Annotated in this window: 27 protein-coding genes; 7 read left to right on the top strand and 20 right to left on the bottom strand. The window is 62.6% G+C overall.

Annotated features, from left to right (window positions below):
• Nucleotides 1-37 precede the first annotated feature (37 nt).
• Nucleotides 38-1,228, bottom strand: coding sequence for a 4-hydroxybenzoate 3-monooxygenase (gene pobA / locus J3P91_RS21125; protein WP_434601647.1), 1,191 nt, complete (start codon nucleotides 1,226-1,228; stop codon nucleotides 38-40).
• A gap of 170 nt (nucleotides 1,229-1,398) precedes the next feature.
• On the opposite strand from pobA, the gene J3P91_RS21120 reads away from it, so the two are divergent.
• Nucleotides 1,399-2,292 (top strand): helix-turn-helix domain-containing protein, encoded by an 894-nt coding sequence (locus J3P91_RS21120; protein WP_434572277.1) that lies wholly within the window; start codon nucleotides 1,399-1,401, stop codon nucleotides 2,290-2,292.
• A 7-nt stretch (nucleotides 2,293-2,299) separates the two neighbouring features.
• Here the strand turns inward: J3P91_RS21120 and J3P91_RS21115 are convergent, their stop codons facing one another.
• The 18 genes from J3P91_RS21115 to J3P91_RS21030 form a co-directional block, all read right to left on the bottom strand.
• Nucleotides 2,300-2,476 carry a hypothetical protein gene (locus tag J3P91_RS21115; protein WP_264430132.1) on the bottom strand — a complete coding sequence of 59 codons (177 nt, stop codon included), beginning with the start codon at nucleotides 2,474-2,476 and terminating at the stop codon, nucleotides 2,300-2,302.
• 233 nt (nucleotides 2,477-2,709) lie between these two features.
• A complete protein-coding gene (locus J3P91_RS21110) occupies nucleotides 2,710-3,069 on the bottom strand; it encodes a DUF5064 family protein (protein WP_434601646.1) in 360 nt (119 codons plus the stop codon).
• 64 nt (nucleotides 3,070-3,133) lie between these two features.
• Nucleotides 3,134-4,063 (bottom strand): carbamate kinase, encoded by a 930-nt coding sequence (gene arcC / locus J3P91_RS21105; RefSeq protein ID WP_434601645.1) that lies wholly within the window; start codon nucleotides 4,061-4,063, stop codon nucleotides 3,134-3,136.
• Between the two features lie 166 nt (nucleotides 4,064-4,229).
• Complete coding sequence (locus J3P91_RS21100; protein WP_434572282.1) at nucleotides 4,230-5,240, bottom strand: ornithine carbamoyltransferase; 1,011 nt, start codon at nucleotides 5,238-5,240, stop codon at nucleotides 4,230-4,232.
• A 66-nt stretch (nucleotides 5,241-5,306) separates the two neighbouring features.
• Complete coding sequence (gene arcA / locus J3P91_RS21095) at nucleotides 5,307-6,563, bottom strand: arginine deiminase (protein WP_434601644.1); 1,257 nt, start codon at nucleotides 6,561-6,563, stop codon at nucleotides 5,307-5,309.
• A 31-nt stretch (nucleotides 6,564-6,594) separates the two neighbouring features.
• A complete protein-coding gene (arcD, locus tag J3P91_RS21090; RefSeq protein ID WP_434601643.1) occupies nucleotides 6,595-8,022 on the bottom strand; it encodes an arginine-ornithine antiporter in 1,428 nt (475 codons plus the stop codon).
• 421 nt (nucleotides 8,023-8,443) lie between these two features.
• Nucleotides 8,444-9,790: a CoA transferase gene (locus J3P91_RS21085; protein WP_434601642.1), complete on the bottom strand. Its 1,347-nt coding sequence runs from the start codon at nucleotides 9,788-9,790 to the stop codon at nucleotides 8,444-8,446.
• Between the two features lie 33 nt (nucleotides 9,791-9,823).
• Nucleotides 9,824-10,252 carry a YbaN family protein gene (locus tag J3P91_RS21080; RefSeq protein ID WP_434572290.1) on the bottom strand — a complete coding sequence of 143 codons (429 nt, stop codon included), beginning with the start codon at nucleotides 10,250-10,252 and terminating at the stop codon, nucleotides 9,824-9,826.
• Between the two features lie 138 nt (nucleotides 10,253-10,390).
• On the bottom strand, nucleotides 10,391-10,981 hold the full coding sequence (locus tag J3P91_RS21075; RefSeq protein ID WP_434601641.1) for a biliverdin-producing heme oxygenase: 591 nt from the start codon (nucleotides 10,979-10,981) through the stop codon (nucleotides 10,391-10,393).
• A 160-nt stretch (nucleotides 10,982-11,141) separates the two neighbouring features.
• The gene (locus tag J3P91_RS21070; RefSeq protein WP_434601640.1) at nucleotides 11,142-13,736 is read right to left on the bottom strand and encodes a TonB-dependent receptor; all 2,595 of its coding nucleotides are present in this window, start codon (nucleotides 13,734-13,736) and stop codon (nucleotides 11,142-11,144) included.
• 118 nt (nucleotides 13,737-13,854) lie between these two features.
• A complete protein-coding gene (locus J3P91_RS21065; RefSeq protein ID WP_434601639.1) occupies nucleotides 13,855-14,817 on the bottom strand; it encodes a FecR family protein in 963 nt (320 codons plus the stop codon).
• A gap of 113 nt (nucleotides 14,818-14,930) precedes the next feature.
• Nucleotides 14,931-15,449, bottom strand: coding sequence for an RNA polymerase sigma factor (locus J3P91_RS21060; RefSeq protein ID WP_434601638.1), 519 nt, complete (start codon nucleotides 15,447-15,449; stop codon nucleotides 14,931-14,933).
• Nucleotides 15,450-15,523: 74 nt separating this feature from the next.
• Nucleotides 15,524-16,864 carry a sensor histidine kinase gene (locus tag J3P91_RS21055; protein ID WP_434601637.1) on the bottom strand — a complete coding sequence of 447 codons (1,341 nt, stop codon included), beginning with the start codon at nucleotides 16,862-16,864 and terminating at the stop codon, nucleotides 15,524-15,526.
• A 68-nt stretch (nucleotides 16,865-16,932) separates the two neighbouring features.
• Entirely contained in the window at nucleotides 16,933-17,370 is a 438-nt protein-coding gene (locus J3P91_RS21050) for a Spy/CpxP family protein refolding chaperone (protein ID WP_434601636.1), read from the bottom strand.
• Nucleotides 17,371-17,679: 309 nt separating this feature from the next.
• Complete coding sequence (locus J3P91_RS21045) at nucleotides 17,680-18,357, bottom strand: response regulator transcription factor (protein WP_025215146.1); 678 nt, start codon at nucleotides 18,355-18,357, stop codon at nucleotides 17,680-17,682.
• Nucleotides 18,358-18,364: 7 nt separating this feature from the next.
• Nucleotides 18,365-18,775 carry a translation initiation factor 2 gene (locus J3P91_RS21040; protein ID WP_434601635.1) on the bottom strand — a complete coding sequence of 137 codons (411 nt, stop codon included), beginning with the start codon at nucleotides 18,773-18,775 and terminating at the stop codon, nucleotides 18,365-18,367.
• A gap of 106 nt (nucleotides 18,776-18,881) precedes the next feature.
• Nucleotides 18,882-19,181: a YciI family protein gene (locus J3P91_RS21035; protein ID WP_434601634.1), complete on the bottom strand. Its 300-nt coding sequence runs from the start codon at nucleotides 19,179-19,181 to the stop codon at nucleotides 18,882-18,884.
• 1 nt (nucleotide 19,182) lies between these two features.
• The gene (locus J3P91_RS21030) at nucleotides 19,183-19,779 is read right to left on the bottom strand and encodes a septation protein A (protein ID WP_434601633.1); all 597 of its coding nucleotides are present in this window, start codon (nucleotides 19,777-19,779) and stop codon (nucleotides 19,183-19,185) included.
• An 87-nt stretch (nucleotides 19,780-19,866) separates the two neighbouring features.
• Here J3P91_RS21030 and J3P91_RS21025 point away from each other — a divergent pair, with 87 nt between their 5' ends.
• The 6 genes from J3P91_RS21025 (at nucleotide 19,867) to rluB (ending at nucleotide 24,881) form a co-directional block, all read left to right on the top strand.
• Entirely contained in the window at nucleotides 19,867-20,730 is an 864-nt protein-coding gene (locus tag J3P91_RS21025; protein ID WP_434601632.1) for a PHP domain-containing protein, read from the top strand.
• 13 nt (nucleotides 20,731-20,743) lie between these two features.
• A complete protein-coding gene (locus tag J3P91_RS21020) occupies nucleotides 20,744-21,373 on the top strand; it encodes an L-threonylcarbamoyladenylate synthase (protein WP_305499273.1) in 630 nt (209 codons plus the stop codon).
• A 132-nt stretch (nucleotides 21,374-21,505) separates the two neighbouring features.
• The gene (locus tag J3P91_RS21015; protein WP_434574116.1) at nucleotides 21,506-22,204 is read left to right on the top strand and encodes a segregation and condensation protein A; all 699 of its coding nucleotides are present in this window, start codon (nucleotides 21,506-21,508) and stop codon (nucleotides 22,202-22,204) included.
• Nucleotides 22,205-22,215: 11 nt separating this feature from the next.
• On the top strand, nucleotides 22,216-23,187 hold the full coding sequence (gene scpB / locus J3P91_RS21010; RefSeq protein ID WP_434601631.1) for an SMC-Scp complex subunit ScpB: 972 nt from the start codon (nucleotides 22,216-22,218) through the stop codon (nucleotides 23,185-23,187).
• A 122-nt stretch (nucleotides 23,188-23,309) separates the two neighbouring features.
• Nucleotides 23,310-23,501 carry a DUF1289 domain-containing protein gene (locus tag J3P91_RS21005; RefSeq protein ID WP_305499277.1) on the top strand — a complete coding sequence of 64 codons (192 nt, stop codon included), beginning with the start codon at nucleotides 23,310-23,312 and terminating at the stop codon, nucleotides 23,499-23,501.
• 144 nt (nucleotides 23,502-23,645) lie between these two features.
• Nucleotides 23,646-24,881 carry a 23S rRNA pseudouridine(2605) synthase RluB gene (gene rluB, locus J3P91_RS21000; protein ID WP_305499278.1) on the top strand — a complete coding sequence of 412 codons (1,236 nt, stop codon included), beginning with the start codon at nucleotides 23,646-23,648 and terminating at the stop codon, nucleotides 24,879-24,881.
• Between the two features lie 249 nt (nucleotides 24,882-25,130).
• On the opposite strand, the gene J3P91_RS20995 is transcribed toward rluB, so the two are convergent.
• Nucleotides 25,131-26,096 carry a leucyl aminopeptidase gene (locus tag J3P91_RS20995; protein WP_434601630.1) on the bottom strand — a complete coding sequence of 322 codons (966 nt, stop codon included), beginning with the start codon at nucleotides 26,094-26,096 and terminating at the stop codon, nucleotides 25,131-25,133.
• Nucleotides 26,097-26,433 lie beyond the last annotated feature (337 nt).

Below are 26,433 nucleotides of genomic sequence, written 5' to 3'. Positions count from 1 at the left end.
GAATGGACGGGAGCCCGCAGTTTAAATCGATAGTTGGCTATTCGATAGCCTCGTAAGGAAGGCCGACATAGTTTTCCGCAATGGTTTTTCGACCGGCCTCGGAGTCGACGAAATACTCCAGCTCCGCTTCGCTGATGCGCTGGTTGAACGCATCGTCGTCGAAGCGATGCAGCATCGAAGTCATCCACCAGGAGAACCGTTCGGCCTTCCAGACTCGCCGCAGGCAAATGGCCGAATAGCGTTCCAGGAGATCCACGCGACCGTCGCGATAGACCTTGAGCAAGATGTTGAACAACGTGCTGACGTCGCTGGCGGCCAGGTTCAGCCCCTTGGCACCGGTGGGCGGGACGATGTGGGCGGCATCGCCGACCAAAAACATCCGCCCGTACTGCATCGGTTCGACGACAAAACTGCGCAACGGCGCGATGCTTTTTTCGATGGACGGGCCGGTCACCAGCGCTTCGGCCAGGTCGGCGGGCAGGCGGTTTTTCAGCTCGCTCCAGAAACGCTCGTCCGGCCAGTCGGCTATTTGTTCCTCGGCGGGTACTTGCAGGTAATAGCGGGTGCGAGTTCTCGAGCGCATGCTGCACAGGGCAAAGCCGCGCTCATGGCGGGCGTAGACCAACTCCTCGTGGACCGGCGGGGTGTCGGCCAGGATGCCGAGCCAGCCGAACGGGTAGACGCGCTCGAAGACCTTGAGTTTTTCCGCCGGGATCGATTGCCGTGCGACGCCGTGGAAACCGTCGCAGCCGGCCACGTAATCGCAGTCCAGGCGCCAGGTTTCGCCCGCATGCTCGAAGGTCACGAAGGGCTGGTCGGTCTGCAAGTCGTGGGGCTGGGCGTTATCGACCTGGTACAGGGTCTGCGCGCCGCAGGCCTGGCGGGCAGCCATCAGGTCGCGGGTGACTTCGGTCTGGCCGTAGACCATGACGTTCTGGCCACCGGTCAGTCCCTTCAGGTCAATGTGCACGCGCCGGCCATTGAGGACCAGCTCGAAGCCATCATGGGGCAGGCCTTCGGCATCCATGCGCTGGCCGACCCCGGCCTGGCGCAGCAACTGCACCATGCCTTGCTCAAGCACGCCGGCGCGGATGCGGCTGAGGACGTAGTCGGGTGTCTGGCGTTCCAGGATCAGGGTATCGATGCCGGCGTTGTGCAACAACTGGCCGAGCAGCAGTCCAGAGGGGCCGGCGCCGATAATGGCGACTTGGGTCTTGAGGGTTTTCATTGTTGTTATGACTCGCAAGAGCACGCGACCAGGGTCGGTGTTTATTATTAGTAATCCTGGCCTGCATTTTTCGCTTGCGAACCTGTCAATTGAAGGGGAAAACTGCGCTGAAACCTGTACTTTCTGCCAATCGGTGCGATTACCGCCCGTAACCCGAGGCCAACCCTCGTATGAAGAAAACCGAGCTGCCTTCGATACCGGTGTTCAAGCTCTACGGTGAGAGCCAGGATTGGCCGACGCCGGACCTGCTGCATTGCGAAACCATTTCCACGCGCAGCAGCGAACACCAGTGGGAAATCAAACCCCATCGGCATGCGGACCTGTGTCAGTTGCTGTTTATCTACAAAGGCCAGGCCGAGCTGGAAATAGAAGGCCAGCGCACCCGGCTCGACGAGCCGGCCGTGCAGATCCTGCCGCCCTTGTCAGTGCACGGCTTTCGCTTTTCCGAGGATGTGCAAGGTTACGTGGTTACCCTGGCGGCGCCGCTGGTGACGCATCTGCAAGGGCAGCTTGGGCATTCGGTGAATGTCCTGGCCCAGGCCGAAGCCTACCCGGCCGGCGAAAACGCCGACTACCTCAACAGCCTTTTCAGCGCCTTGCAGGCGGAATATGTTGGCCACGAACCGGCCCGGGAAATGCTGATGCATGCATTGGTCAGCGTGATCATGGTCTGGGTCAGTCGCCAGGTAATGGACAGGCGTACCTCGTCGCAGCGCCCGCAACGGGCCCGGGAATATCTCAACGGGTTCATCCAACTGGTGGAGGAAACCTATCGCCAGCACGTCAAGGTCGAAGACCTCGCCCATCGCCTGGGCATCTCGGTATCGCACCTCAACGGCACCTGTCGCGAGCTGGCCGGGCAACCGGCGTTGCAGATCATGCACGAGCGTCAGCTGCTGGAGGCCAAGCGGCTGCTGACCTACACCGGCATGACCATCTACGAGATCTCCGAACTGCTCGGCTTTTCCGACCCGACCAACTTCACCCGGCTGTTTCGCCGGCGTGTCGGCATTTCGCCCAAGGCCTTCCGCGACCGGCTCAAGACCGATCAGCAGGACGACTGAAACCGCTTCAGCGCAGAGCGTTCAGGGATGCGTTGTGCGGTATGCAGCGTTCGAAGTTGCAGCTGGCGTATTCACGGGGCAACTGCCTGGCCTGTTCGACCCGATAAGCCGCGGTGCCATACAGCGCTAGCGTGGCCGTGCAGGTGATAAAAATGGCGAGGCGTCTTCTTGTTTTGATGTTCATGGCGATGACCTCTGAACGAATACCCGGGGGTACTGTTTTCAGCATAGGTCAGCCATGGCGAGTTGCCAGTCGGGTGGGGCTTGTGTGTAGCCCGGTATTCAGAATGCTTATAGATTCCCTGTGGGAGCGAGCTTGCTCGCGATGAGGGCGGTACATCCAACATCCATGCAAGCTGATACGCCGCCATCGCGAGCAAGCTCGCTCCCACAGGAGATAAGGGGGCTTTCGGGCAGCTATTCCAAATGCTCAGGCTTCATCGGATCACCCGGCTTGACGTCGAGCTGGTGCCGCACGTCTTCGAACATCTCGTCGTAATACCTGTGCATCGAGCCGATGCTGGCGGTCTTCGGCATGCCGTACTGCTGGGCGATGCGCGTGGCGTGGCGGGCGAAGTCGAAGGCCTGGTCCTTGGCCAGGAAAAACGTCTCGTCCACGCTCTTGTCTTCCACCGTGCCGTGTAGCCGGAACGACATGCCCGTTCCTTCCTCTGGATCCTGGGTCACCTCGTAATCGATGCACAGGTTGTAGCTGTAGTCGTCCTTGTTCAGCGCATGGCGTTCCATGTGCAGGTGACCGGGTTGGAACGTGGCCATAAGGGTCTCTCCTTCGAAGGCGTGGAGAACGGCAGACACCGCGCCTGCCGGATAAGTTTTGTGGTTACCGATAAACAATCCCCGGCGTTGCCGTGCTGATGCGCGTGCCGGCGGTGCCCTGGACGATAGCCTCGATGTCCGACAGCGACCCGATCACCGCGACCTTGCCGGTGTGGCGGGCGAATTCGCAGGCGGCTTGCACCTTGGGCCCCATGGACCCGGCGGCAAAGCCCAGTTTTTCCATCTCGTCGGGGTGAGCCCGGGCGATGGCTTTCTGGGTCGGCTTGTCGAAGTCGATGAAAGCGGCTTTGACGTCCGTGGCGATGACCAGCAGATCGCTTTCCAGCTGTTCGGCCAAGAGTGCCGAACACAGGTCCTTGTCGATCACCGCTTCGACGCCTTGCAGGTTGCCGTCGGCGTCGTACATCGTCGGGATGCCGCCACCGCCGGCACAGATCACGATGCTGCCTTTTTCCAGCAGCCACTTGATCGGACGGATTTCAAAGATGCGCCGGGGCCGTGGGCTGGCGACCACCCGGCGGAACTTGTCGCCGTCGGCGGCAATCGCCCAGCCTTTTTCTGCGGCCAGTTGCTGCGCCTCTTCCCGGCTGTAGACCGGGCCGATGGGCTTGGTCGGGTTCTGGAAAGCCGGGTCGTTGGCGTCCACTTCGACTTGGGTCAAAAGCGTGGCGAAGGGCACTTCGTAGTCCAGCAGGTTGCCCAGTTCCTGTTCGATGATGTAGCCGATCATGCCTTCGGTTTCGGCGCCCAGCACGTCCAGCGGATACGGCGTGACCGAGGTGTAGGCCGCCGCCTGCAATGACAACAGGCCGACCTGCGGGCCGTTGCCGTGGGCGATGACCAACTGGTTGCCGGGATGGATCCTGGCGATCTGTTCGGTCGCGGTGCGGATGTTGCTGCGTTGATTGTCGGCGGTCATGGGTTCACCCCGACGCAGGAGGGCATTTCCGCCCAGGGCAACGACGATGCGCATGGTGCTGTCCTTTCAAGTCAGATCGAACAAAACAGTTCCCTTGTGGGAGCGAGCTTGCTCGCGATGACGGCTGCACATCCAACATCAATGCAAGCTGACACTCCGCCATCGCGAGCAAGCTCGCTCCCACAGTGAAGAGCATTCCAACAGGGGATCGGGCCGGTATTCAGATATCCGCCAACGCCGCCACCAGGATCGCCTTGATGGTGTGCATGCGGTTCTCTGCCTGTTCGAAGGCGATGTTGGCCGGGGATTCGAAGACGTCCTCGGTCACTTCCACGCCGTTGGCCAGGTTCGGATAACGCGCGGCGATGTCCTTGCCGACCTTGGTTTCACTGTTATGAAAGGCCGGCAGGCAGTGCATGAATTTCACCCGCGGATTGCCCGAGGCTTTCATCATTTGCGCGTTGACCTGATAGGGCAGCAGTTGCTGGATGCGCTCGTCCCAGGCCTCCACCGGCTCGCCCATGGAGACCCAGATATCGGTATGGATGAAGTCCACGCCCTTGACCGCTTCTTCCGGGTCTTCGGTGATGGTGATCCGTGCACCGCTTTGGGCGGCGAAGGCCTGGCACTGGTCGATGAAGTCCTGATGCGGCCACAGGGCTTTCGGCGCGCCGATGCGCACGTCCATGCCCAGCTTGGCGCCGATCATCAGCAGCGAGTTGCCCATGTTGTAGCGCGCATCGCCCAGGTAGGCGTAGCTGATGTCATGCAGCGGCTTGTCACTGTGTTCGCGCATGGTCAGGGTGTCGGCGATCATTTGCGTGGGGTGGAATTCGGCGGTCAGGCCGTTGAACACCGGCACGCCGGCGAACTTGGCCAGCTCCTCGACGATTTCCTGCTCGAAGCCACGGTATTCGATGGCGTCGAACATCCGCCCCAGCACGCGGGCGGTGTCCTTCATGCTTTCCTTGTGGCCGATCTGTGACGAAACCGGGTCGATGTAGGTGACGTGGGCGCCCTGGTCATGGGCCGCGACTTCGAAGGCGCAACGCGTGCGGGTCGAGGTTTTCTCGAAGATCAGCGCGATGTTCTTGCCTTTGAGGTGCGGTTGCTCGGTGCCGGTGTACTTGGCGCGCTTGAGGTCGCGGGACAGGTCGAGCAAAAAGTGCAGCTCGCGGTGGGTGTGGTGCATCAAGCTCAGCAGGCTGCGGTTGCGCATATTAAAAGCCATGATGGATCTCCTTGGGTGTCGGTTATCCCCTGGGCCGTTTTCGATAAAACGACCCAGGCTCAGAGGTCAGTAGTCGATTGGGTCGCGGACGATCGGGCAGGTCATGCAATGGCCGCCGCCACGGCCACGACCGAGTTCGCCGGCGCTGATGGTGATGACCTCCACCCCGGCCTTGCGCAGCAGGGTATTGGTGTAGGTATTGCGGTCGTAGCCAATGACCACGCCCGGCTCGAGGGCGACCACGTTGTTGCCGTCGTCCCATTGCTCGCGTTCGGCGGCGAAGCTGTTGCCGCCGGTTTCCACTATGCGCAGCGCGGGCAGCTTGAGGGCACTGGCGACGGTACTGAGGAAGCTGCCTTCCTCGCGCCGCACGTCGATGCCGCCGGGTTTGCTCTCGTCCGGGCGCAGCGAAAACGCGACGATCTGGCTGACGACTTCAGGGAAAATCGTCACCAGGTCGCGGTCACAGAAACTGAACACGGTGTCCAGGTGCATCGCTGCGCGGGAACGTGGCAGCCCCGCGACGATCACCCGCTCGACGGCTTTGTGCTTGAACAGGTTCAGTGCCAATTGGCCGATGGCCTGGCGCGACGAGCGTTCGCCCATGCCGATCAATACCACGCCATTGCCGATGGGCATTGCGTCGCCGCCTTCGAGGGTGGCGTTGCCGTGGTCCAGGTCCGGGTCGCCGTACCAGATCTGGAAATCGGCTTGGGTAAACTCGGGATGGAATCGGTAGATGGCGGTGGTAAGCAAGGTTTCCTGGCGGCGCGCCGGCCAGTACATCGGGTTCAGCGTCACGCCGCCGTAGATCCAGCAGGTTGTGTCGCGGGTGAACTGGGTGTTGGGCAGCGGCGGCAGGATGAAGCTGGAGTGCCCGAGAAAGTCGCGGAACATCTGGATGGTCTTGCCGCCGAAGCTGTCCGGCAGGTCATCGGCCGAGACGCCGCCGATCAGGTATTCGGCGATCTTGCGTGGCTCCAGGCTGCGCAACCAGGCGCCCACTTCATGCACCAGGCCGAGGCCCACGGAGTTGGCGGTGATCTTGCGATGCAGGATCCAGTCGAGCGCTTCGGGGATGGCGACGATGTCGGTCAGCAGGTTGTGCATCTCCAGCACGTCGATACCACGTTCACGCATCTTGGTGACGAAATCGAAGTGATCGCGCTTGGCCTGGTTGACCCACAGCACGTCATCGAACAGCAGTTCGTCGCAGTTGTTCGGCGTCAGCCGCTGGTGGGCGAGGCCTGGTGAGCAGACCATGACTTTGCGCAGTTTGCCGGCTTCGGAATGGACGCCGTATTTCACTTTTTCCGTGGTCATTAAAAATCCTCCAGATGAAACAGTCAGCCGGCTACAGGCTCAGGAAGCCGTCATAAAGGCCGTAGGCAGCCACCAGGGCACCGACCACCACGGCGGCAAAAATCAGCTTCTCGACCGAGGTGAAAACCGGTTTGCCCAGTTCGTGCTTGGCCTTGGCGAACAGGACTGCGCCGGGTGCGTAGAGCAGGGCGGAAAGCAGCAGGTATTTGATCCCGCCGGCATACAGCAGCCACATCGCGTAGATCAGCGCGATGGCACCGATGGCCAGGTCCTTGCGCCGTTCGGCCAGGGCGTTTTCATAGGTTTCGCCGCGCACCGCCAGCAGCAGTGCGTAGGCCGCCGACCACAGGTACGGCACCAGGATCATTGAGGTGGCGAGGTAGATCAGCGACAGGTAGGTGCTGGCGGAAAACAGCGTGACGATCAGGAACAGCTGGACCATCGCGTTGGTCAGCCACAGCGCGTTGGCCGGTACATGATTGGCGTTTTCCCGGCGCAGGAAGGCCGGCATGGTGTGATCCTTGGCAGCGGCAAACATGATCTCGGCGCACAGCAAGACCCAGGACAGCAGGGCACCGAGCAGCGAGATAACCAGGCCGACGCTGATCAGCACAGCGCCCCGTTGACCGACCACGTGCTCGAGTACGGCGGCCATGGACGGGTTCTGCAGCTTCGCCAGTTCAGGTTGGGTCATGATGCCCAGCGAGAGCACGTTCACCAGTACCAGCAACAACAGCACCGTGATGAAGCCGATGACCGTGGCCTTGCCGACGTCGCTGCGTTTTTCGGCGCGGGCCGAGAAAATGCTCGCGCCTTCGATGCCGATGAACACCCACACGGTGACCAGCATCATGTGTCGCACCTGATCCATCACGCTGCCCAGGTCCGGGTTTTTCCAGCCCCAGATATCGGCGGTAAAAATATCCAGCTTGAAGGCGAACACCGCGATCAGCACGAACAGCAGCAGCGGCACGACCTTGGCGACGGTGGTCACCAGGTTGACGAACGCCGCTTCCTTGATGCCCCGCAGTACCAGGAAGTGCACGGCCCACAGCAACAGCGATGCGCCAATCACTGCCGCCACGGTGTTGCCTTCGCCAAACACCGGGAAGAAATAGCCCAGGGTGCTGAACAACAAGACGAAATAGCCGACGTTGCCGAGCCAGGCGCTGATCCAGTAACCCCAGGCCGAGGAAAACCCCATGTAGTCGCCAAACCCGGCCTTGGCGTAGGCGTACACCCCGCCGTCCAGATCGGGTTTGCGATTGGCCAGGGTCTGGAACACGAATGCTAGGGTCAACATGCCGACTGCGGTGATTGCCCAGCCGATCAATACGGCGCCGACATCGGCGCTGGCGGCCATGTTCTGCGGCAGGGAAAAGATCCCGCCGCCAATCATCGAACCCACTACCAGCGCAACCAGCGCGCCCAGTCGAAGTTTTCCGGGGGTATCGGACATTGCAGGACTCTCATGCGAAGGAGAGTCAACAGCCTAAGTCGATTCAAAGGGGCGACAGCTGATCTGGGTCAGTTCAACCGCGAAGCATGAGCTGAAAGGGCTGGATGCAAAACCTGTGGGAGCGAGCCTGCTCACGAAGGCTGAGTGTCAGTCGATTGAGATGTTGGATGTGCCGGCCTCTTCGCGAGCAGGCTCGCTCCCACAGTGATTCTGTGTAGGTCGTGGGATTTGCCTTTGTCAAAAATCCAATGTGGGAGCGAGCCTGCTCGCGAAGGCGGTGTGTCAGTCGATTGAGATGTTGGATGTGCCGGCCTCTTCGCGAGCAGGCTCGCTCCCACAGTGATTCTTTGTAGGCCGTGGGACCTGCGTTTGTCGAAAATCCCATGTGGGAGCGAGCCTGCTCGCGAAGGCGATTGAACGATCACCACTGAGGGCGATGTGCGCCCAGTTCGGTGGCCGGCAGGGCCCACTGCAACGGCGTGCCGGTGATTTTCAGCGGCACCTGCAAGCGGTGCGCCGGGCCCCAGGGCGTTTGTTCCACCAGCAGTCCCTGGTCGGCCTCGTCTTCGGGGCGCAACGCAGCCCCATCGCCGGTGCCACCCTCGACCAACAGCTTCGCCGTACGGGCCAGCGACAAGCGTGCCGAACCGCCACGGCCATCGGCCAAGCGCCTAGCCAGCAGTACGATCGCGCTGGCTGCCATAAGGTAGCCGGTGCCGTGGTCCAGCGCCTGGACCGGCAGCGGCGTTGGTTTGTCCGTGTGTTTCCAGGCCATGCCGGCCTCGGCGATGCCGCTGCTCATCTGCACCAGGCTGTCGAAGCCGCGACGGTGCTGCCAGGGGCCGCTCCAGCCGTAGGCGTTGAGGCTGACGTCGATCAGCCCTGGCGCCAGTTGGCGGCGTTGTGCGGCGCCGTAGCCCAGGCCTTCGAGCGCGTCGGCGCGATAGCCGTGCAGGAGGATGTCGGCGTCCTTGAGCAATGCTTCGAACGTCGCGCGGTCGGCGGGCTGATGCAGATCGAGGCGGGCGCAGCGTTTGCCGAGGGTAACTTCCGGAACCGCGCCGGGTTCGTTCCAGGTCGGCGGGTCGATACGCAGCACATCGGCGCCCAGCCCGGCCAAAAAGCGGCTGGCAATCGGGCCGGCCAGCACGCGGGTCAGGTCAAGCACCTTCAAGCCCGCCAGTGGCTGGGCGACGGAGCCGAGCCAGGGTTCAAGCGGAGCTGCACTCATGTCATCGAAGCGAACAAGCGGTTCGGCGTTCACCGCCAAACCTTGCGGATGGGCCTGCCACGCCTGCCAGGAGCGCATCTGTGCAGCGCAACCACCGGCGTCGACCACGGCCTGTTCCAGTTCGGCCTTGTTCCAACGGACAACTTTGCTCGCCATGTCGGCGCGGTCGGTGCAGGTACCGAGGACCTTGTCCGCGGCAAGACGATGATGCGGTGCGTTGGTGTGCAGGCGAATCCAGCCGTCGGCGGTGGCGTAGTCGCCAGCCACCGGGTCCCACAGCGGCGGTACGCTCCAGCCGACGGGCCGCAGGGACGTGGCGAACCAGAACGAGGCCAGGCGCCGGTCGACTTCAAGCGTCGGCAAGCGGCCGGTCTGCTGATGAATGAGTTCGGCGACCGCTTGACCGGCCGTGGCGATGCTGGCGCAGGCCAACTCGGTAACCCCGAAGGCAGAGGGTAGAGCGCCTTCGCCAGTGAAGGGGATCGGAGTCGTGGGCAAACCGAGGGCGGTTTGCATGGATGTGAGCAGATCTGACATCGAAAGCCCTCCAGGCGAGAGAGCGATCATAGTTCAAAATTGCGTAGGGGGCCGCTTCGCGCCCCAGCGGGAGCAAGCTCCCTCGCCACGAGTTTCCGGGCGTGACCAGATCCACAGGTTGCCCAGGCCCATGCCGGCCATGGCCAGGTACATCGGCCAGCCGTGGGCAAGCATCAGCCACATCATTGCGGCACAACCGAGCATGCTGATCGTGGCGCCGACCTTCGCCCGGCGCGGGATGACCTTGCCGTTGCGCCAGTTGTGCAGCATCGGCCCGAACAACCGATGGTGCTCCAGCCAGGCGCTCAGACGCGGCGAACTGCGGGTCGCGGCCCAGGCGGCGAGCAGGATGAATTCGGTGGTCGGCAGGCCGGGCACGACCAAGGCGATGAGGCCGATGGCCAGGCTGGTGTAGGCGAGCAGGGCGAAGAGCAGTTGGCTGGGTTTTTGGGGACGGTTCATGGGGATTTTCTGATCATGTGCAAAATCCCTGTGGGAGCGAGCCTGCTCGCGAAGGCGGTGTGTCAGCCGACAGTTGCGGCGGATGATCTGCTGTCTTCGCGAGCAGGCTCGCTCCCACCAAGGCCCAGAGAAAAGTTTTCAGGCCAACTCGGCCGCATAGGCGTGTTCCAGCAACACGGTAAACCGGTTGAAGGCCTCCAGCGCGCCTTTGTCCGCCTCGGCTTCCTGCTGTTCGGTGAAGGCCAGGCCGTCGAGGGTACGGGTGAAGGTTTTCCAGCCTTCGGCACGGCCGCCCGCCGGTTCTGCCAGGTGCCGGGCGCCGAAGGTTTCGTTCATTCCCAGGGCCACGGCACGCTTGATCAGGAACGCGGCGCCGAGCTTCGAGCCCTCGGAAACGAACAGCCAGCCCAGCGCTTCGGCCTGGCTAGGGTTTTTTACCGCACCGGCCACCGGCGCGGGCACTTCGGTGTCCAGGTCCGCGAGATCCGCCTTGGCCGCTTCGGCGCGGCAGCGGGCCGGCAGGTCGGGTATCAGGGCAGCCAGTTGCGCGTCGTTGTACAGCGCCACCAGTTCTGACTGGAACAGGTACTGGGCGACGACGAAGCGCGCGTAGCTGGCCTGGGTTTCGAATGGGGCGTGGGCCTTGACCAGGGCGTCGAGCTTGCCGTGGGGCTCGTGGGTGATCTGGTTCAGGCGCTGGGAACGTAGGGTGGGGCGTTGGGTGGTCATGAAAAACTCCTTGGAGTGAAATACACCGTGGCGAGGGAGCTTGCTCCCGCTCGGCCGGGCTGGCGCTCCAGTGCGCAGCGACCGTTAGATCTTGGGGGCGCTTCGCACCCCAGCGGGAGCAAGCTCCCTCGCCACGGATGGCTTTTTGCCTGGAACCGGATCAGATATCCCAGATCAGGTTGACCGCGAAGTTGCGCCCCGGCGCCGTCAGGCGATCGAGGTTGGCCGGGCTCAGCACCGCCGCTTCGCCGACGCTGTCGTAGCCGCGCACGTCATCCCACAGCCAGTACTTCTTGTCGGTGAGGTTGTAGAGGCCGCCGCTGACGGTGACGTCGTTAGTCACCTTGTAGTAGCCGCTCAGGTCGAGAATGCCGAAGCCCGGCGTCTTGAACTGGCCGCTGACGCCGTCGGGCGAATTGAAGTTGCTGTCGTCGACGCGGTTTTTCTTCTGGACCAGGGTCCAGCTGAGCAAGGTGCCGAACTGCTCCTGGTCGTAGCCCAGGCCGAACACGCCGGTAAGCGGGTTGACGCTGTTGAGCGGCTCGCCCGTGTCGTTGTTGCGGCCATACAGGTAGGCCACCGAGCCTTGGGTGTAGAGGCCTTTTGGCGCACCGAACACGTCCAGGTCCAGGCGTCCCTTGGCTTCGATGCCCTTGATGGTGGCGTGCTTGATGTTGTTGCTCTGGAAGGTCAACTGGTCGGTGCCGGGGGTGATGGCGTCTTCGTTGATGAAGTCGCGGTACTTGTTGTAGAACACCGCCACGTCGAACGATCCGGAGTCGAAACGACCGCGCAGGCCGGTTTCGTAGCTTTTGCTTTTTTCCGGCTCCAGGTCGGGATTGGGTTCCACGCTGTAGCCCACGCCGGCGTTATCGAAACGTCCGTACAAGGCCTTGGCGGTCGGGGTGCGGAACCCTTCGGCGTACTGGCCGTACCAGGTGTACTGGTCGGTCAGGGCATAGGTCAGGCCGAACTTCGGCGAGACGCGATGCCAGTTCTTGTCCTCGCCACTCACCGTACCGCCGTTGGTAGGGTCCACGGTGCGCAGAAACTCCTCGGTCAGGCGTGGCTTGAGCCGGGTGTAGTCGTAGCGCAGCGCTGGCGTGAAGGTCCATTTGCCCCAGCTGATCTGGTCCTGGGCGAAAACGCTGTAGGTGTTGATGGTCGGGTCCGGGAAGTCGCTGGCTTTTGCCAATACGTCCCGGGTGCTGATGGCGCCGATGGCGGGGCAGCCCACGCCGATCGCCAGGCACACGCCGTTGCCGCTGCGTGAGCCGGTGACTTTCTGATGCTTGAGCGTGGTGCCGTAGGTCAGTGTGTGATCGGTGTCGGCCAAGCTGAATGACTTGTCCGCCTGCGCGTCGAAGACCCACTGTTTTTCTTCATAGAGCGTTTCACGGGTGCGCAACACCCGGCGGGTGATCGGGAAATAGAACTCGGCGGTGGGCTGGTCGGTCTTGGCGATCTGGTGGTTGAGGCTCCACTTGATGTTGTCGGCGAGCAGGCTGTCGAGGGCGAAGCTATGCTCCAGGCCGAAACGCTCGCGGGTAATCGTATCGTTACCGGTGCGCCACTGGTACATGCCGCCGGGCAGGATGGAGCCGGGAATGGCTGGTTGGCCGTTGGCATAGGGCCCGCCGTAGGCGCTTTTCAGGTCGACGTCGCGATCGTTCTTGTACTTCTCGTACACCAGGCTCAGGCGTGCGTCATCGCTGTAGTCCCAGCCGAGTTTGGCCAGCACGTTGTTGGTGCGCACGTCTTCCGGGTTGGCGGCGGTGCGGTCCAGGCCGGTGCCGTTGTTGCTGCCGTAGGATTCGGTCTCGTGGCCGTCGCGCTGGCTGTAATGCAACAACCCGTCGAACGGCCCGCTGCGGCCGGCGACGGTGGCGGATTTGAGCCAGCTCTCATCGACGGAGCTGTAGCCGGTCTTGAGACGCGCGCCGACGTCCTTGCCGGGCTTGATGATGTCGTCCGGATCGAGGGTGAAATAACTGACGACACCACCGATCGCGTTGCTGCCGTACAGCACCGAGGCCGGGCCGCGCAGAATCTCCACGCGCTTGATGATTTCCGGGTCGACGTAGTTGCGTTGGGTCTTGGCGTACGGGCCGTTGAAGAAACCGCCGGGGATTTCCACGCCGTCGACCTGGGTCAGGATCCGGTTGCCGTCGATGCCGCGGATGTTGTAACCGCTGATGCCGCCGCGCTGGCCCGCGCCGCCCACCGACACGCCGGGCTCATAGCGCACCAGGTCCTTGATGGTGTTGACGTTGTTGCGGTCTAGCTCCTGGCGATCATGGATCGAAACGGTGCTCGGTACGCTGGCGATGTCTTGTTCCTGGCGGGTGGCGCTGATGGTCACCTGTTGCAACTCCAGCGCGCTGCTGGCGCTGCGCTTTTCCAGGACGATGTTGTTATTGCCCAGTTTGCGGTAGCTCAGGTTGGTCCCCACCAACAGGCGCTCCAGGGCTTTTTCCGGCGGCAGCGAGCCGTTCACCCCCGGCGAGGCGACGCCTTCGGCCAGCTCTGCCGGCAGCCCCACCTGCCAGCCGGTGACGGCGGTAAATGCGTTCAGGGCGGAAACCAGTGGTTGCCGGGCGATGCTGAAGGTGTAGTCGCCCATGTTGCGCGCTGGCGGTTGCTCGGCGGTGGCAGCCAGGGCCGCCGGCGCGGTGCCGGTCATCAGGATGGCGGCGGTCAGCAGTGACAGCGTGCAAGAAGGGGCAAGAAACCGGCAAGTAAGGCGAGAGGACATCGATAGCGCTCCGTGTCGCATCTGTTATAGGTGCAGATTGCATCGCGAGATGCGAATCAATTGCATTGGCTATAACGAGACGAACCAGCGAAAGCTATCGAGTAAAAATAATTCTCATTCAGTTCAGGATTACCAGCGCCGGGAATTCCTGGAGGCGGGCAGAGGTGATATGGGCCAGTGAACGCACCACGTCCAGCGGCTGGTCGAGGCGATAGTTACCTGTCACTGCCACGCCGGCCAACTGCTGGTTGTTGTTGATGATCCAGCCCGGGTAGTAGCGTCGCAACTCCGCCAGTACCTGGCCCAGCGGCCGATTCTCGAACACCAGCCGACCCTGGACCCATGCCAGGTCCGTGCCGACATCGAGGCGTGCCGGGCGGTCAAAGCCGTTGGGACCAATGCGGATGCTTTCTCCTGCCGACAAGCGGACATGGGCATCGTAGCGGGTCGCACGCAGGTCGACATCGCCACGCTGCACCTGGACCTGAGCGACGCCGTCCAGGTAACGCACCGCAAACGTGGTGTCGCTGACACTGGCGGTGACCGGCCCGGCGTCGATCTCCAACGGCACATTGCGACTGGCCGGCACCTCGAAAAAAGCCTCGCCCTTGTAGAGTCGGGCCACGTGCCGCTGTTCGTCGAAGGAACTGGAAAACGCCGAGTCGGTATTCAGCAGGACCTTGGAACCATCTTCCAGTTGCAGCCGCTGGCGCTCACCGACCACGGTCAGGTGATCGGCCTGCAATTGCAGGGGCAGGTCGCTGAAATTGAACAACCCGAGCAACAGCACGGCGGCGGTGGCCAGGGGTTTCCAATGGGCTCGAAGACGCGACAGCGCGGTGGCCTTGGGGCGGGCCTGGAGCTGCCGGGCGCTTTCGATGATCTGCGGGCCGTTCCAGATCGCCTGGGCTCTGGAGAACGCTTCGCCATGACGCGGATCTGCCGCCAGCCAGGCCTGGAACTGTCGGGTCTGTTCATCGCTGGGGCTGTCGAGCAGGACCAGCCAATCCAGCGCCTGGTCCATGGCGTGGGCGGTGTCCTGTGCCGCAGCGGCTTCAGGGGAGCGATGGTTGTCCGTCACGGTGGTTCCTCGGCAGTGTCTGTGCACGGCTGCTTGTAATCAGGCGACCAAGACTAGCAGGCTCGTCGGCCAACGCAATCGGCGTGGTCGTTGGCCGCCAGTGTCCTGCAGACTCAATCGGCGTCCAGGCGTTCGGCTACGCCCACGCAAATCGCCATGATCAGTTTCAGTTCTTTCTGCACGGTGCTCAGCGACACGCCCAAGCGTTCGGCGATGTCCTGGTAACTGTGGCCATGCAGGCGGTTGAGGATGAAGATCTGCTGTTGGCGCGGGCTCAGCGACTGCAGGCTGAGGTTGAGTTGTTCGAGTAACCGGCCGGCATGGGCGGCATCCTCGGCGCTGCTTTGCGGGGCGATGACGTTGTTCACCACATCCATCGGCACGTCGTCCAGCAGCGTGCGTGACTGGATGCGTCGCGCGCGCAAGTGGTCGAGCGCCAGGTTGCGGGCGGTCTGGAAGACGAAGGGTTCGAGATGCTCGACCGTGCGCTCGTTCAGGGCGCGGGTGACGCGCAGGTAGGTTTCCTGAAGCAGGTCTTCGGCGGTGCTGGGGTTGTTGACCATGCGTTCGAGGGTGCGCAGCAGCGGCATGCGCTGGGCGAGGAAAACCTGATGGAAGCGTGATTGGCTCACGGTAGGGCTCGGTCCGGTTCGAGTAGATGATAATGCTTATCATCTACTCGAAAGGTCAAGCCTTCATTTGGTGCTCAAGGTTGCACCACCGCGCCCGGCACCAGCGGTAATTCCAGGGTGGCGATGAATCCGCCGTCGGGGTGGTTCGCCAATCCCAGGGTTCCGCCATGCCGTTCCGCCGCACGGCGCGCGATCGCCAGGCCGAGGCCATGCCCGGGGGTGGTCTGGCCGGGAGCGCGATAAAACGGTTCGCTCAACTGGCCCAGGTGTTCCGCCTCTACGCCGGAGCCGTGGTCGCGCACGCTGATCACTATCCTTTCTCCTTGGCGCGCGGCACGCATTTCGATGGGCTGCCCGGTAGGGTTGAAGCGCTGGGCGTTGCGCAGGAGATTGTCCACCGCCCGCTCGATCATGGTGGGCCAGCCCTTGAGGGTCAGTTGCGGCTCGGTTTCCAGGCGCACGTGTTGCTCCGGTGAAGCCAGCTGGGCGTCTTTTTGCAGGTTCTCCAGCAAACCGTTGAGGTCGACTTCCTCGGCGCTGGCGTTGTCGGCGTCGACCCGGGCCAACACCAGGATTTCGCTGATCAATGCTTCCAGGCGGTCACATTCGCGTGTCAGGCGCGGCCAGAGTTTTTCACGCTCGGCGGGGCTCGCCCGCTCCGCCAGCGCCAGGGCGATGCGCAGCCGGGCCAGGGGCGAGCGCAGTTCATGGGAAACATCGCGCAGCAATTGGCGCTGGCTGGCGATCAGGCTTTGCAGGCGCGCACCCATGCGATTGAAGTCAGTGGCCAGTACGCCGAATTCGTCCCGGCGGTTGGCCAGTTTGGCGAGGCTGTTCTGCTGGTACGTGGCTTGGCCGAGGTCATGCACCGCGCCGCGCAGGCGGCTCAGCGGGCGGGTGATGGAGAGGGTCACCAACAGGCTGAACAAGGTCAGTACCACCAGCGCAATGGCCAGGGCGCTGAGGGGCCAGAGCAGGCTGTCGCGGTGCCAGGCGTCCAGTTCGGGATGGGGGATGCGGTAGATGAACAGGTAAGTGTCACCGGTCTTGGCGCTGGTGAACTCGTCAGTCAAGCGCCGCCAGGGGAGGCGTCGGTCGTCGTTGTTCTGGCGTGCCTCGAAAGCCGCGGCGCGATGGGGAAACGTGCCGCGCACCACCGGGTCGCCGCTCTCGTTGAGCACCTGGACGTCGATGTGATATTTGCGCTTGCGCTGTTGCAGGATGTCTTGCGCGGCCTCTTCGCCCTGGCTTTCGTAGGTTTGTGTCCATTCTTCGGCCAGGGTGTTGAGCCCAGGATGGCGGCTGAGGATCCAGGCGTCCTGGTTCAGCATGTGGCCCATCAGGATCGAAAGCCCCGCGACCAGGGCGATGGCCAGCCAGAAACTGGCCAGGATGCGCCAGAACAGTGAACGCACGGATTTATCCTCGAAAACCAGGAAAGCCCAACGGCGGCATGCCGTTGGGCTGGGGGTGCTTCAGCGCATTATTGCGCTTTTTGCGGTTGTTGCGCTTTCCAGGCTTTGAATTCGGCCCACTCGGCCCGACGTTCGGCGCGTTTTTTCTGGATGGCGTCAAACTCTTTCTGCTGCTCGGGCTTCAGCAAGCCACGGATCTGGGCGTCGACTTTCTGGTGCCGGGCTTCCATTTCGTCCTGCATGGCTTTCTGGTCGGCTGGCGACAGCTTGGCCAGGTATTTGTCGACCAGTTCGCGTTGCTCATGGCGCTGTTCACCCATGATCCGGCGAATCTGCTCGCGTTGTTCGCGGGTCAGGTCCAGTTGGCTGTAGGGGCCTTTATCGTGCATCTGGCCACCGTGACGCGGACCGTCCATCGGGCCCATCGGCCCCGGGCCTTCGGGCATGGCCATGGCCACGGTCGGCAGGGCGGCGGCGAACATCAGAGCGGTAAGGGTCTTGCGCATGGTGTCTCTCCTTGTCTCGTTCCCGGTCAGTTCCGGATGTGTGCAGATTACAAAGATCAAGGTCAGCGGCGGTCAGGGGTGGGTAAAGCTTGGGTAAAGACGGTTTGGCGAGGACCTGACAAATCTGCAGGCCCGAACACGAAGCCCTGTGATGGGTGTACTTGTTGTGGCGAGGGCGCCTTTGTGGCGAGGGAGCTTGCTCCCGCTCGGTTGCGCAGCAACCGCAGAATCTTGGGGCTACTTCGTAACCCAGCGGGAGCAAGCTCCCTCGCCACAAAAGCCTCTATAGGCTGAGAGAAGCCGCACTCTTCAGAGGCTGTAGTAGTAGCCCCGGCTACGCAGGGCGACGATGCGCGGGCGGCCGTCGGGGTGGGGACCGATCTTCTTGCGCAGGTTGCTGACGTGCATGTCGAGGCTGCGATCGTACAAGGTCAGCTTGCGGCCCAAGGCAATCTGCGCCAGTTCCTGCTTGTCCAGCGGCTCGCCCGGCTGCTTGAGCAGTGCTTCGAGCAGGCGGCTTTCGGAGACGGTGAGGGTCTGTTCCTGTTCATCGATGCTGACCACGCCACGCACCGGGCTGAAGGTCAGGTCACCCAGTTCGATCTGGCTGGAAACCGCGGCGGGATGGCTGCGGCGCAGCACGGCGCGCAGGCGGGCGGTCAGCTCTCGTGGATCGCAAGGCTTGGCCAGGTAATCGTCAGCCCCCAGCTCCAGGCCAAGGATGCGATCCAGCGGTTCGCCGCGGGCCGAGAGCATCAGCACCGGCAATTCCGGGTGATCGTTGCGCAACTGCTTGAGCAGTTCCAGGCCGCTGCCGTCGGGCAGCATCACATCCAGCACCACCGCCGCCGGGGCGGTTTCGGCCAGGGCCTTGCGGGCGCTCTGGCCATCGTGGCAAGCGCGGACCTGGAAACCTTCCTGGCCCAGCCAACTGCCGAGGAGCTCACACAGCTCCTGGTCATCATCAATCAGTAACAGCTCGCTCATGACTCACTCAATTTAGCCATTGCCGACGTTGTCTACGTCCACCGCTGGCAAAGATACCGCAGAGCAGGGCCAATAGCGCTACCCCGGCGCCGACGACGAACCACTGTTGCTGTTCGGTCAGCAGGCGCGGCAGCGGGCTGGACTGGGCTTCCTTGAGTTGCAACTTCAGGCGCTGGTTCTCCTGGCGCAGCCGTCCCACCAGCGCGCTCTCGCGTTCGCCGTTGGTGTTCTGCAGTTGCTGGGTGAGTGCTTCACGCACGCGCTCGCTGTCTTTCAGGCGCTGCTGCAACTCGGCGATCTGGCCGCCCGCGCTCAGTGACAAGGGCGCCGAATGAGCAGCCTCGGTGCTTTCCTCGCCGTGGGCGGGGGCTCCAATCGCCAACGAGACCAACAACAGGCACAACCGACCTTTGCGCATTGCAACTCCTGAATTCCAATCGAGATTAGACAGGGTGTCGGCAGGCAAATGAGAAACGTGAGCAACTGGCGGCGATGAGCACGGGAGGCTCATCGCGCCGGAGGATTTACGGCAGGACTTGCTTGAACGGCTTGACCACGACCTCGGCGTAGACGCCGGCCGCCACGAACGGGTCGGCCTTGGCCCACGCCTGTGCGGCGGCCAGGGAGTCGAACTCGGCCACGACCAGGCTGCCGGTAAAACCCGCGGCGCCAGGATCGTTACTGTCCACCGCAGGGTGCGGCCCGGCCAGCACGATGCGGCCTTCGGCCTTTAGCTGCTGCAGGCGCTCAAGGTGTGCCGGGCGCACGGCCATGCGTTTTTCCAGGGAGTCGGCAACGTCGGTGGCAATGATTGCGTAGAGCATGTCAGTCCTCGGTTTTTGGCGTGGTGGGTTCGGCATCGTGCAGGTGACGGGACAGGTAGATGCCCTGGCCGATCAGGAACAGCAAGGTCATGCCCAGGCTGCCGAAGACCTTGAAGTCGACCCAGTATTGCTGGAACGTGAACGCAACGAACAGGTTGGCGGCGCCGCAGAACAGGAAGAAGGCGATCCAGGCGATGTTCAATCGGGTCCAGATCACGTCCGGCAGGCTCAGCGCGTGGCCCATGATGCGCTTGATCAGCAGGCGATCGCCGACGAAGTGGCTGCCGATGAAGGCCAGGGCGAACAGCCAGTTGACCACCGGGGCTTTCCATTTGAGGAAGGTCTCGCTGTGGAAGGCCAGGGTCAGGCTGCCGAACACCAGGCAGGCGATCAGCGTCAGCCACTGGCTCTTCTCCAGCTTGCGCTGGGACACGAACAGCGCGCCGTAGACCACCAGGGAACTGATGATCAGCACCGCGGTGGCGCTGTAGATACCGCCTACAGTCAAGGAGTGGCCGGCGATGTCGACGGTCCGTGGATCAAGTTTGTAGACGATGAAAAACAGCAGGAGCGGGATGAAATCGATGAATTGTTTCACAGTGGCAGCCAGAAGCAGGATGTGGCGGCATAATAACAAACATCCTTGGCCGCGATAGGGCCAGCTGATTTGAGGTAACAAAGTCTCGTGAATGTTGATTTGCACTGCCATAGCACGGCCTCCGATGGCGCCCTGGCGCCTGCGGTTCTGGTGGCGCGGGCGTTCGAGCACGGCGTGCGAGTCCTGGCCCTGACCGATCACGACACCCTCGAAGGCCTCGACGAGGCGCGTAGCGCCGCCACCGCGCTGGGCATGCAACTGGTCAACGGCGTCGAGTTGTCCTGCACCTGGGGCGGGGCGACCATCCACGTGCTGGGCTACGGCTTTGATGTGAATGCACCGTCACTGGTCCAGGCCATTGCCGAGTTGCGTGACGGTCGCTGGCTGCGCTCCGAGGAGATCAGCCGCAAACTGGCCCTCAAGGGCATGCCCGGCGCGCTGGAAGGCGCCCGGCAGCTCCAGCAGGAACTGGGCGACAGCGGCAACGCCCCGGCCCGGCCGCATTTTGCCGACTGGATGGTGCGCGAAGGCTTCGTCAAGGACCGCGCCGAAGCCTTCCGAAAATGGCTGGGGGCCGGCAAGCTGGGGGACGTCAAGCAGCACTGGCCCACCCTGCAAGAAACGGTCGAGACTCTGCGGGCCGCCGGGGCGTGGGTCAGCCTGGCGCATCCCTGGCATTATGAATTCACCCGCAGCAAGCGCCGCCGCCTGATAGCCGACTATATTCAAGCAGGGGGCCATGCCATCGAAGTGGTCAATGGCCATCAGCCGGCCGAGCAGGTCGGCAGCCTGGCGATCCTCGCCCGTGAGTTTGGCCTGCTGGTGACCGCCGGGAGTGATTTCCACGGCCCGGGAGGCTGGTCCGAGATTGGCGAATACCGCCCGTTGCCGGAAGATCTGCCACCACTATGGTGTAGATTCAAACATGATCCCGTTATCGCCGCCGTCTGAACAGGTAGAACACGTGAGTCAATTTTTCCAGATTCATCCGGAAAACCCGCAAGCGCGCCTGATCAAACAGGCTGTGGAAATCATCCGTGGCGGTGGCGTCGTGGTCTATCCCACCGACTCGTCCTACGCCATTGGTTGCCAGATCGGCGATAAAAACGCGGTCGAGCGGGTAAGACGCTTGCGTCAGCTGGACGACAAGCACAACTTCGCGCTCATTTGCAGCGACCTCTCGCAGTTGGGCTTGTTCGCCAAGATCGACACCGGCACTTTCCGCCTGCTCAAGGCCCATCTGCCGGGCCCCTATACCTTTATCCTGAATGCCACCCGGGAAGTCCCGCGGCTGTTGCTGCACCCAAAGAAGCGCACCATCGGGCTGCGGGTGCCGAGCCATCCCATTGCCCTGGCGCTGCTGGCGGAACTCGGTGAGCCGTTGATGAGCGTGACGCTGATCATGCCCGGCGAGACCGATCCGCTAACCGATCCCTATGAAATGCGCCAACTGCTGGAGCATCAGGTCGACCTGATCATCGACGGCGGTTACGGCGGCATGAAAGCGTCCACGGTGATCAACCTGGCCGACGGTGAACCGCAAGTGGTGCGCGTCGGCTGCGGCGATCCGACGCCGTTCATGGTCGAGGCCTGAATGTCGGTTGTGGAAACCGCGGTCGAAAATGTCGACAGCCAGGCCGGCGCGCAACAGGAGCTGCCGTTCGCCATGGTCTATGGCCAGGCGGTCATGGAAATGCCCCTGGACCTGTACATCCCGCCGGATGCGCTGGAAGTTTTCCTCGAAGCCTTCGAAGGGCCGCTCGACCTGTTGCTGTACCTGATCCGCAAACAGAACATCAACATCCTCGACATCCCGGTGGCGGAAATCACCCGCCAATACATGGGCTACGTCGAGCTGATGCAGTCGGTGCGCCTGGAACTGGCGGCGGAATACCTGGTGATGGCGGCCATGCTGGCCGAGATCAAGTCGCGCATGCTGCTGCCGCGCTCGGCCGAGGTCGAGGCGGAAGAGGACGATCCTCGGGCCGAGCTGATCCGTCGCCTGCAAGAATACGAGCGCTTCAAGGCCGCGGCCGAAGGCATCGACGGCTTGAGTCGGGTCGGGCGCGATGTGCTGGTGCCCAGGCTCGACGCCCCCGAGGCGCGGGCGCGCAAGTTGCTGCCGGACGTGAGCCTGGAAGAGCTGCTGATGTCCATGGCCGAGGTCCTGCGCCGGGGCGACATGTTTGAAAGTCACCAGGTCAGCCGTGAGGCATTGTCCACCCGCGAGCGCATGAGCGATGTGCTGGAACGGCTCAAGGGCGGCAGTTTTGTGCCCTTTGTCGAGCTGTTCACCGCCGAGGAAGGGCGGCTGGGCGTGGTGGTGACGTTTATGGCGGTCCTGGAATTGGTCAAGGAATCCTTGGTCGAGCTGGTGCAGAATGAGCCGTTCGCAGCGATCCATGTGCGGGCCCGAGCCGAATAACGAGCAAACCGATGAATCTGACCGAACCCCGTGAACTGGCGCCCTTGCTTGAAGCTTTCCTGCTGGCCTCTGGAAAGCCACAGTCGATGGAGCGCCTGTTCGAACTCTTCGAAGAAGGCGAGCGGCCTGAGCCTGCCGTGTTCAAGAAAGCCCTGACGCTGCTGGGTAAATCCTGCGAAGGCCGGGCTTTCGAACTCAAGGAGGTAGCGTCCGGTTACCGCTTGCAGATCCGCGAAAAATTCGCCCCCTGGGTCGGGCGCCTGTGGGAGGAGCGGCCGCAGCGTTATTCCCGTGCGATGCTCGAAACCATGGCGCTGATCGCCTATCGCCAACCGATCACCCGGGGCGAGATCGAGGACGTGCGTGGCGTGGCGGTCAACAGCCACATCGTCAAGACCTTGCTGGAACGTGAGTGGATCCGCGTCGTTGGCTATCGCGATGTGCCGGGCAAGCCAGCGATGTTCGCCACCACCAAGGCGTTTCTCGATCACTTCAACCTGAAGAACCTCGACGACCTGCCGCCGCTAGCCGAACTGCGGGAACTGGAGCCCGAGCCGATGCTCGAATTCGACGACGCCCCGGTGCCCCAGGCCTTGCAGGAATTGGCCGACGCCAGCGCCGAGCCCGAAGAGCCGAAGGAAGAGACCAGTTTCCACTCGTTGCTGCTGGAATTGGACACCATGGAGGAGGGCTTGAAGACCGACTTCGATGACCTGCTGCGTGACGCTCCTGGTCCTGAGGGTGAGTCGGATGAGCTGGCGGAGCCCGATAGCGCGGCGGAACCTGAGCCCGAGCCCGAGCCCGAAGCGGAATGGGAACCGGAACCTGAAGAAGACATCCTCGGCGTTGCCCAAGCCCGGGAAAAACTGCTGGCCGCCGTCGCCGCCCTTGAGCCGCAAGAACCCGAGCTGAGCGACGAAGAAGCCGAGGCCCGCGCCCTGGCCGAGGCGATCGAAAACGAACGGCGCCAGCTCGACGACTGACACACCGCCTTCCCTTGTGGGAGCGAGCCTGCTCGCGAAAGCGCCAGCTCAGTCAACATGATTTTGACTGATACACCGCCTTCGCGAGCAGGCTCGCTCCCACATAAAATCCCGGGTGAATCATGAGCTCCACCAAAGACCCCTGCATCAGCCTCTGCAAGTTCGACGAAGATATTTGCATCGGTTGCGGGCGCAGCAAGCGCGAGATCAAGGCCTGGAAAAAACTCGACAAGGACGACAAGCGCGCCGTGCTGGCCGAAGCGGCGCTACGCCTGATCAAGCTGGGTGCCACCGGTCGGCGGAAAAAGCGCTGAGCGCGTTTCCATCAGCTAGTCTCTGATGCGCGAATCCTTCAACGAGCGTATGATTCGCGACCCTTTGGCGATCCCTTCGCCGAAAGACCCGTTTTCAAAGCGTCAGGCCAAGCCTGACTCGACCACACCGGGAGGTGCCCAGAAATGAAAGACCTAGACCAGAACGACAGCCAGGAAATCGGCCCAGCAGGCGAGAAACTGCAAAAAGTCCTCGCCCGTATCGGCGTCGGTTCGCGCCGTGACGTGGAAGCCTGGATCACCCAGGGCCGCATCAAGGTCAACGGCAAAGACGCCACCTTGGGCCTGCGTGTCGACATGCACGACGCCATTACCATCGATGGCAAGGTGATCAAGCGCGAAGAGGCCGCCGAAACGGTGCGCCGCGTGATCATGTACAACAAGCCCGACGGCGAAATCTGCACCCGTGACGACCCGGAAGGCCGTCCGACCGTGTTCGACAAGATGCCGCGTCCGAAAGAAGGCCGCTGGATCAACATCGGTCGCCTGGACATCAACACCACCGGTTTGCTGATGTTCACCACTGACGGTGAGTTGGCCAACCGCCTGATGCACCCGTCCTACGAGATGGACCGCGAATACGCCGTGCGCGTGCGTGGCGAAGTCGATGACGAGATGATCGAGCGCCTCAAGGCCGGCGTCGTGCTGGAAGACGGCCCGGCGCGTTTCACCGATATCAAGCAGGCGCCGGGCGGTGAAGGTTTCAACCACTGGTACCACTGCGTGGTGATGGAAGGCCGTAACCGTGAAGTGCGGCGCTTGTGGGAATCCCAGGGCCTGGTGGTCAGCCGCCTGAAGCGCGTGCGTTTCGGCCCGGTGTTCCTCAACTCCGACCTGCCGATGGGCCGCTGGCGTGAAATGACCCAGCAGGAAGTCGACATCCTCGCAGCCGAAGTGGGCCTCAAGCCTGTCTCCATGCCGCAGATGACCGCCAAGAGCAAGGACAAGCTGGAGCGGATGCAGCGCAAGTCCTCGCGTCCGATGGGCAAGACCGAGCGCGTGCGTACGCTGCGTCCGGCGGCCGATGGCGCAGCGACTGGCCCGCGTCCTTCCCGTGAACCGCAGATCGAAGGCGAGCGTCCGGCCCGCAAGCCTGCGCCACGTCAGGACGGCGAGCGCGGCCCGCGTACACCACGTCCGGCCAACGGTCGTACCGAGCGCGGCGAAGGTCGCGGTGCTCCGGCGGGTCGTGGCACGCCGGTCGCCGATCGTCCGGCCGACACCAAGCGCCCAGCCAAGCCGGCGCCAAAAAAACGCCCGGGTATCATCCTGGCTGACCGTGATGCACCGTCGGGCAAGCGCCGTGGCGCGCCGGCAGGTTCGGGGCAGCGTCCGGGGTTTGGGCGTCGTAAGCCGGAGTAATACAGCTGCGAGCTACAAGCTTCTAGCTGCAAGAAAAAACGCCAACCTTTGGGTTGGCGTTTTTTTTTGGTCTGGCTTCAGTGATGTGGTGCCTTTGGGTCCGTCTTCGCGAGCAGGCTCGCTCCCACATTTGACCTCATTGAGCGCCCCTGTGGGAGCGAGCTTGCTCGCGAAGAGGCCAGCAATCCCACCGCTATTCAAAAGGTTGTCCTTTTCTTGCCGCTTGAAGCTCGCCGCTAGAAGCTGCTTTTAAAGCACAAACCGCCCATCAAACACCGGCTCCTTGTCCAGCGCCAGCACACCCCCTTCGAAAATCAGATCCAGGTGATGGCTGCCCTTGGCCCCGCCACCGAGCCCCAGGTGCAAGCCGCAATGGCGCTCTTCGAAACCGGCATTGCGAGCGTACAGGCCCTTGACCCCTTCGTTGGTGCCGATGCCCAGTTCCTCGATGCGGCGGTTGGACGGGTTGGCGTCCAGGTACTTGTTGAAGTCGTGCTCCAGGCCCGGTACGTCGGTGGTGATTTTCTGGATCGTGGAGTCTTCGATCCACAGCTCCAGCGGCGATTGCAACACGCCGTACTTGCGCGCGAAGGGAATCGTACTGAGAAACGTGCCGACAAATTTCACCCGGCCATTGATGGTGTCGCTGTGGGTGGCGATTTCGCCTGGCGCCAGGTCGTAATTGCCGACGCCATTGATATCGGTCCACTTCTTGACGCTGTTCAGCGCCGTGTCGAAATACGAGCCGTGCTCATCCTCGAAGCTCAACGTCGTAGCCTGGGACATGCGGCGGATGAGGTGGCTGTTGAGCCCGGCGATGCGTTGCGGAATGACGCTGAAGGTGTCGTAGAAATATTCGCCGTAATCCTTGAACAGCAGCGATTTCTTCCAGTTTTCCGCCATCACGCCTTGCAGCGCACGGACAAAGTCCGGGCCGTCGGGGCGGGGATTGGGCAGGGTCGAAGAGTCATAGAAAAAAATGTACAGGTCGCTGTCGGCAATTGCCTGGGACAGGCGCTGCGTGGGTTCAAGATCCAGGCGCATGGCGCTGAACCTGAACGGTGAGCCGCTGCCGGCCTGTTCGGCAATCGCGCCGGTCAGGCCTTCGTAGTCGGCCGTGTGGCCGAGCAACACCTTGGCGGGCTGGATGCCGGCCAGGGCGGGATGATGTTCGAGGTAGTAAAGGAAATGGGAGATGGCTCGTTGGGTGTCCATGCTTATTCTTCCTTGGCGATTGATGTGGCGTCCCTCGCGGCAAATGACGGAGCCGACCGGCCGGATCAGCTCCGCCGGGTAGCGCTTACAGAGGCCACATTGCCGTGCCGAACGGCACAACGGCGTCGGCTTGCATCATTTCAACGGCGGCTTCATGGGTCGGTGCTTCGAACCATTCATCCAGTTGCAGTTCGGTTTCCCAAGTCTTTGTCCAGTGCTTGCATAGTGAATCTCCTAGATGACTTTTGCGGAAAACGCGGGCCGATCCGGCGGGCAGGACCCAACTGAATCGGCACCGCAAAAACTCGCCGGCACGATGCCTGGGCAAGTGGCTGAA

The organism is Pseudomonas sp. Z4-7 (assembly GCF_051131965.1).
GTDB lineage: Bacteria > Pseudomonadota > Gammaproteobacteria > Pseudomonadales > Pseudomonadaceae > Aquipseudomonas.
This window is presented reverse-complemented; position numbering and strand designations above follow the sequence as displayed.